Raw genomic sequence first — 7,229 nt, 5'->3', positions numbered from 1 at the left:
TGAATCCCTCAATCCCTGAATCCCTCAATCCCTGAATCCCTCAATCCCTGAATCCCTCAATCCCTGAATCCCTCAATCCCTGAATCCCTCAATCCCTCAATCCCTCAATCTTTAAATCAACTCTCATAATAGGTCCTCAGGGAAGAACTGCGCACAGGGTGTCTCAGTTTCCGCAGGGCCTTGGCCTCGATCTGGCGGATGCGCTCCCTGGTGACGTTGAAAAGCTTGCCCACTTCCTCCAGGGTATGGTCGGATTTTTCACCGATGCCGAAACGCTTGCGCAGTACCTGCTCTTCCCTGGGGGTCAGTTCGGCCAGGACCATGGATATCTGCTCAGAGAGCTTTGCATTGACCACTTCGTCCGCAGGGGCCACGGCTTTTTTGTCCTCAATAAAATCCCCCAGACTGGAATCTTCTTCGTCTCCGATGGGGGTCTCCAGGGAGATGGGCTCCTTGGCGATCTTCAGCACTTTTTTCACCTTTTCCAAAGGATAGTCCATGCGCTCGGCGATTTCCTCGGGGCTTGGATCGCGGCCCAGTTCCTGGACAAGATACCTGGAGGTACGCACCAGCTTGTTTATTGTCTCTATCATGTGCACCGGTATCCGGATGGTCCGGGCCTGGTCTGCAATGGCCCGGGTAATGGCCTGCCTGATCCACCAGGTGGCATATGTGGAAAATTTGTAGCCTCTCTGGTATTCAAACTTGTCCACCGCCTTCATCAGGCCGATATTGCCTTCCTGGATCAGATCCAGGAACTGCAGGCCGCGGTTGGTGTATTTTTTGGCGATGCTCACCACCAGCCGCAGGTTGGCCCGGATAAGTTCCTGTTTGGCCCGCAGGGCTTCCTGGTTGCCCTTGTTGATCCTCCACAGAATCTCTTCCAGTTCGTACACATTATGCATACATTTCTGCTGCAGTCTTTCCTGGATCTCCATTTTTCCATAAATAAGTTCCTTGAAGGAAAAAAGCTCGTCCACGGTCATGCCCAGCTGGTCTGCCGCGGCCACGGGATTGATATCTCTATTGTGCAGCTTCTCCAGGAGGTTATGCAATTCCTCCTGGGACATGCCCAGGGAAAGAATATAGGCGCTTAAATCCCGCTGACAGTTGTGCATCTGGCGCACATAGTCGTTGACCCTTTCGATGATGCTGTCTATGAGGGTCTTTTCCAGCTTGATATGCTTCAAGTGCTCAACTATTTCGTACTTGTATTCCAGGATCTTTTTCTGATGTCCGTAAACCCTGCGATCCAGGCGGGCGCACTCATTAAATTTTTCATAAACACCTCTGCGTTTCTTGTAGCACTGCCTGATTTCCTCTAGAAGAGCAATCACCCTTTCACGCTGGTTCATTTCCTCTTCGGTGGGATCGTCCTCTTCAATGGTCTTGACCACGTCCTTGAGCTTGATCTTTTCTCTCTTTAAGTCCTCCCCCACCTGAATTAGTTCTTCAATGGCCACAGGGACTTCCACCAGGGAATAGAGCACCTCCATCTCCCCGGCTTCAATCTTTTTGGCGATAATCACTTCTCCATCCCGGTCCAGAAGACCCACTGCACCCATTTCCCTCAGATATGTCCGCACCGGATCGTTGCTCCTGGAAACCGCTTCTGCGGTATCCTCCAGGCGATCAAGATTCAAGGCCAGTGTTTCGGCCAGGGAACTGGTGTCATCGGCTGACACGCTAAGCGGCTTGCCCACCTTGCCGTCCACAATAGCAATATCCAGCTGATCGAAAATTGCAATTATTTCCTCAACCTGCTCCGGGGTGGTCACATCCGAAGGCAGGGCTTTGTTTATTTCGTCAAATGTCAAAAAGCCTTTTTTCTTGCCTTCTGCAATCAACGCCTTGATTTGCTGCACATCTTTAATACTGCGCATAGCTCTCCCTCTAGATAGGTCTATACATAATTGTCCCTGCGCTCTGCGTGGGGACGGATTCGGGACGCTCCACGTCCAGAAATGACCGCAAGAGCGTTCCGGGTAAGTTCCCACTCGAGAGTGGAAACAATAACGAACTGTAAAAAAATTTCCGGTTCCTGGATCAGGACCGGTATAGATGGTACCAGGACAAAAAAACGCAATATAATTCGCGCTATAAAACACTCATGCGGGCTTTACCCGCAACCCAGTTATCTGTTATCACTACAGCGAAACTTATTTATTCACCTCCGGGGACTGGCTCTTTTGCCGCCGAATTTTTGAAGCATTTGCAAATTAGCAACCGGCAAAAGTGCCTGTCCCCAATTTAGTGACTTCATCAATTAACAATTAACTGATATCAATTTCTTGTTTTTTTGGACAGGTTTTCAGGAGTAAGTCACTAAAGAAAAAAAGTGCAAGGTGATTATTCCCCTGGCTTCCTTCGACTGTAACCGGTACCTGAAAAACCTGGCCGGTCTGTGGCTGCTGCCACTGTTAAAAACTTTTCTGCAGAAGTCCCAGTATCCGCCTGACTTCTTCCTGATCCCGATTCTGCTGTGCTCTGGACAGAGCGTGTTTCAGATTTTTTGTGCTCATCCTGGACATACACCTGTCGATAAAGTCTTCCAGTTGGGACAGGATCTGCTCCCTTTCCTGCTCCAACTGGTTCTTCTGCATCTTGCACTGCACAAAAAAAACCGACTCATCCGGGTTAAGGCCGCTTAAGTCCTCCTCCTGCTGCATGCTGCACAGTTTTTCCCAGAACTCTCTGGCCCACTGCGAAGACAGCACCATGCTCAGGTTTTTCTGTTGCAGCCGAAACCTGTCCTGGGGAAAGCAGACTGCAAAAGTGAGAAGTTCGCGGTCTCTTTGATCCGGACCCTTGCTCTTAAAGGTTTCAGGAGTTATTTCCTGCGTGGTTGTACCGGGCACCCTGCTGAACTTTTCCCGAAGTTCCTTTTCAGTAAGTCCCAGGCTATGAGCTATCCTTGGAATATAGTAAGACCGCAAGGACAGGCCTTTTATCTGGGTAATAAAATTTTCCACCCACTGCATGGTTTCGCCCGGGGACCTGTTGTTGATAAGCATCCTCAAACAAAAATCAAGCCCGTCGGACGTTTTTTGCAAAAAATCCTCCAGGCTTTGTTTTCCGTTTGCCGTGAGCAGACTGTGGGCATCCTCGCCCTGGGGAAATATCAGGACCCGGCAGGTAAGCCCGGCCTGAAGGATCATCTCGGCGCTTTTAAGGGCCGCGTTCTGTCCCGGTGCGTCACCGTCGAACAGCAGCACCACTTCCCTGGCCAGCCCGGCCATCCTTTTAACCTGGGCCCTGGTCAGGGCGGTGCCCAGCACTCCACAGCTGTTTTCAAAGCCATGCTGGTGCAGGGCCATCACATCAAGATAGCCTTCGGTTAAATATATCTGCCTGGAACGGGTTATGTGGGGCCTGGCCTGGTATAGACCGTAAAGGTGATCCCCCTTGGTATAGACAGGGCTTTCGCTGCTGTTGAGGTATTTGGGGTCGCCGTCTCCGATGACCCTTCCCCCAAAAGCCACCACTGCCCCGGACAGGGAATTAATTGGAAAAATCAGCCTGGAACGAAAACGATCATATATCCTGCCCCGCTCGTTTTGGCTCAAGACCCCGGCTTCTACCCCGTCCTGCGGGGTAAAACCTTTGGATTCAAGAAATGACTTAAGATTACTCCAGCCTTCAGGGCTCCAGCCCAGGGCAAAAGACTGCGACGTTTCCGTGCTAATTTGTCTTTGTTCCAGGTATCGCCTTGCCTGTTCTCCTCCCCGGGACTCCAGGCATTGCCTGAAAAAGGTATTGCTCCAGGAGTTTACTTCCCTGCACACTGCAGCCCGGCTTTTGGCGGCCTTTATTTGTCCCTTTTCCTGCCTGGACAGCTTGACACCGGCCTCTTCTGCAAGCTGGGTTACAGCTTCTGTAAAGTCCAGGCCGTTTATGTTTTTGAAAAACTCGATAATGTCGCCCGAGGCCTGGCAGCCAAAGCAGTAATAAAAACCCTGCTCCGGAATAACAGAAAAGGAAGCCTTGGTTTCCTGGTGGAATGGACAGGGTCCCATAAAGCGCCCACCTACGGACCTTAACTGCACATACCTGCCCACAATATCCTGCAGGGACAGTCTGGTCTTGATTTCTGTCACATCCCGGGGATCAATAAAGGACATTCAGACCGCTCCCTTAAAGGAAATTCTGGCTGCACCACCTCGCAGCCATTATTTTTTTTCATCGACCTGCGGCAGAAAAACTAAAGCCTCTGCACACAATACGCCTGTTTCTTTTCTATAACCACTGGAACCCTTCCGATCTCAGACCTCCGACTACCGACCTCCGACTTCCGACTACCGACCTCCGATCTCCGACCTCCGACTACCGACCTCCGACTCCTATCATGGCAACTCCACAGTAGTTACGCCGTCGTCTGCGGTTTCCGCCTCACCAGGGGTATAGTCCTTGATGGCCGGGCTGCGGTCCAGGTACTCCCGCACCGCTTTTTTCAGGGCCCCGGTCCCCTTGCCGTGAATGACCTCCACCTGTTTCATTCCGGACAACAGGGCCTGATCCAGGTACTTTTCCAGTTCTTCCAGGGCTTCATCCCGGTATTTGCCCCTGATATCCAGTCTAAAAGATCTGGCAGACTTTGTGGAGGCCGAATACCCGGAAGACTTTCCCTGTCCGGGGCTTTTGTCTGAAATTTTCAGCTCACCTGGGCTTACCCACAAAGAGATGCCTCCGAAATCTATCTTGACCTGGTTCTTACGCCCGTCTTTGTCCCGCACCAACCCGGTGCGGTTCCAGGCCGGGTAAAAATAAGTATCCTGCAGGGCGATATCTTCAAACTTCAGGACCTTTTCCTCATCAGTGCGTTTTTCATCACCGGACAGGGCATCAGCCTCCCGCCTGACCCTGGACAGTTCCTTGAGGGCCTTTTTACGGCCCACCTTCTGCTCCTGCCACTGCTTGAGAATCTCCTGGCCCTGTCCTTTCAGCTCCTGCATGAGCCTTTCTTTTTCCCTGACAAAATCCCGGCGCTCTTTTACCAGATTGCGGGTCAGCCTGGCCTTTTCTTTCTCGAGGTCTGCGAGTTCCAGTTCTCTCTGGGCAGCCAGCTGGTTTAAACGCTCAAAAAGACGGTTTTGCTCCTCTCCTTCCAGAAGCAGGTATTCCTGAGCCCGGTCAATAATCTCCCCGGGCAGCCCCTGCTCCCGGGCCACTTTCAAGGCCTGGCTGGCACCCACCTGATCGTAGGCCAGCTTGTAAAGGGGTTTCTTTGTGTCCGGGTCAAAAAGCACCGAGCAGGCCCGCACGTCGTCCCGGGACAGGGCATAGGCCTTAAGGGCCGGAAAATGCGTGGCAGTTGCAGTCCACACCCCTTTTTCCAGCAGCTCGTCCAGCACTGCCTGGGCCAGGGCTGCTCCCTGGGCTGGGTCAGTGCCCACACCGAACTCATCCAGGATAACCAGTGTTCTGGAGTCGAGCTGAGGCCAGAACCTGCTGAAATGCTCTATCTGGGCCGTAAAAGTACTGAGACTTTCTTCCACCCCCTGCTGGGAAACCATGGAAACAAATATCTTGTCCCAGAATGGTATGCTGCTGCCCTCATCCACCGGCACCGGCAATGCGCTTTGGGCCATGATGGCTGCAAGGCCCAGGCTCTTTAAGCACACGGTCTTACCCCCGGCATTGCCCCCGGAAATCACCAGGGCCTTTTGTCCAGGCTTGAGGGTCACATCCACCGGGACCACGTGATGGCCCGCCAGTACCAGCAGTGGGTGCCTGAGGTTGGTCAGGTTCAGCCCTGCCTGGTGGGAGGAGCTCAACACCCGGCCATTGAGTCTTCCGGCCAGCCTGGCCCTGGCCCACAGCACATCCATGCGGATCAGCAGGGCATAGACCTGTTGCAAATCATCCACACTGCGCCTGGCCAGGTCTGTCAGGTAAGCCCTGACCTTTTTTTCCTCTTCCTTCTGCTGCTGCAGAAGCTCCTGGAAGCGATTGTTCAGGTCCACCAGGAACATGGGCTCAAAGTAGCAGGTTTCCCCGGTCTGGGAATAATCATGTATAATGCCCTGCACTTTGCCCTTGAAATTGCTTTTCAAAGCCAGGACATAACGGTCCGAGGAAATGGTCAGGTATTCGTCCTGAAGGTAATGGGAATAGTTGTCCTGGGTCAGTGACTCGTTGACTTTTCTGGAACACTGGGCGCGCAGACCCCGAATCTCTCCTCGCACCTCCTGCAGTTCGGGCGAACTTTGATCCCGGATTGCCCCGGACTGGTCAAGACACCTGTTCAGGGCATTCCACAGCTTGCCCGGCCAGGAGATATCCTCCCATGCGGATGTAAGCCCCGGAAAACCCTGGGGGTCGATTTCCTGCATTGAAGTCTTCAGGGTATGAGCTGCATCCAGAAAGCCCTGCAGGGCCCACAGACCTTCCAGGTCCAGGACGGTCTCCCGGCCTGCGATCAGGGGAAGCACTGCCTCCAGTGCAGGGAAGGATGTCGGGTAAACGGAGTATTCCTGCAGCGCCCTCAAAGCCTCTCGCAGTATTGACTGCTCTTTTTCCAGCTCCCGGGTATCGGTAAAGGGACGGATCTGGAGGCAGGCCTCCACTCCTGGAATAGATACAGCCTCACGGCTTAAATACTGAAGGACTTTTGGAAACTCCAGCAGAATGTTGGTCCTGGATTCCATAAGAAAGGGGTTGATAAGACCTCCCTGCATAACAAATGCAGGGAGGCTGGTTACTCACGCATTGCGTGACTGGTTCGGGGAATAACACCAGAGACTGGTTGCCCGGTCAGCTGAAGATCATTATGCCCAGGCCTGCTGCAGGCTTAGTGCCTCATGGCCTGACAAAAGTCAGGACTTCCTCAGGGGGAGGATCAGGCGGCAATGCCATGCGGCAGGCTGACAAAAAAATCGATTCTTATCAGCAGACGGCTTACTGACCGGCAATCCTGTTCTCTGAATTACATCATCTGCATCTTGCGCATTTTCTTCATCAAACGCTTTCTGGCAGCCGCTTCTTTCTTCTTTTTTTGAATGCTGGGCTTTTCGTAATGCTGCCTCTTTTTCAATTCGGACAGAATCCCTGATTTTTCTACCTGCTTTTTAAACTTGCGCAGGGCATAATCAAAGTTGTCGCTATCACTCAAGATAATACCAGGCACTAAGAAACACCTCCTTAAAAAAAACTTAAAACATCCCTCTATCTGCGTGCAACTGTTCCGGGGGTCGGCCGTATACCGGCAGTCAACAACTAGGACCCCCTGA

Annotated in this window: 4 protein-coding genes; all 4 read right to left on the bottom strand. The window is 52.4% G+C overall.

Annotation, left to right across the window (positions count from 1 at the left end; all coding sequences use genetic code 11):
* Window positions 1-116: 116 nt before the first annotated feature.
* The 4 genes from rpoD to rpsU all read right to left on the bottom strand — a co-directional run bounded on the left by rpoD (window position 117) and on the right by rpsU (window position 7,126).
* Entirely contained in the window at window positions 117-1,883 is a 1,767-nt protein-coding gene (rpoD, locus tag QZP87_RS10765; protein ID WP_291322926.1) for an RNA polymerase sigma factor RpoD, read from the bottom strand.
* Window positions 1,884-2,420: 537 nt separating this feature from the next.
* Entirely contained in the window at window positions 2,421-4,121 is a 1,701-nt protein-coding gene (gene dnaG, locus QZP87_RS10760) for a DNA primase (RefSeq protein ID WP_291322925.1), read from the bottom strand.
* 222 nt (window positions 4,122-4,343) lie between these two features.
* The gene (locus QZP87_RS10755) at window positions 4,344-6,677 is read right to left on the bottom strand and encodes a Smr/MutS family protein (RefSeq protein WP_291322924.1); all 2,334 of its coding nucleotides are present in this window, start codon (window positions 6,675-6,677) and stop codon (window positions 4,344-4,346) included.
* A 248-nt stretch (window positions 6,678-6,925) separates the two neighbouring features.
* The gene (gene rpsU, locus QZP87_RS10750; protein WP_291322923.1) at window positions 6,926-7,126 is read right to left on the bottom strand and encodes a 30S ribosomal protein S21; all 201 of its coding nucleotides are present in this window, start codon (window positions 7,124-7,126) and stop codon (window positions 6,926-6,928) included.
* Window positions 7,127-7,229 lie beyond the last annotated feature (103 nt).

Origin of the sequence: Desulfonatronospira sp., from assembly GCA_003563255.1 — a bacterium.
In the GTDB taxonomy this organism is placed as follows: Bacteria; Desulfobacterota; Desulfovibrionia; order Desulfovibrionales; family Desulfonatronovibrionaceae; genus Desulfonatronospira.
This window is presented reverse-complemented; position numbering and strand designations above follow the sequence as displayed.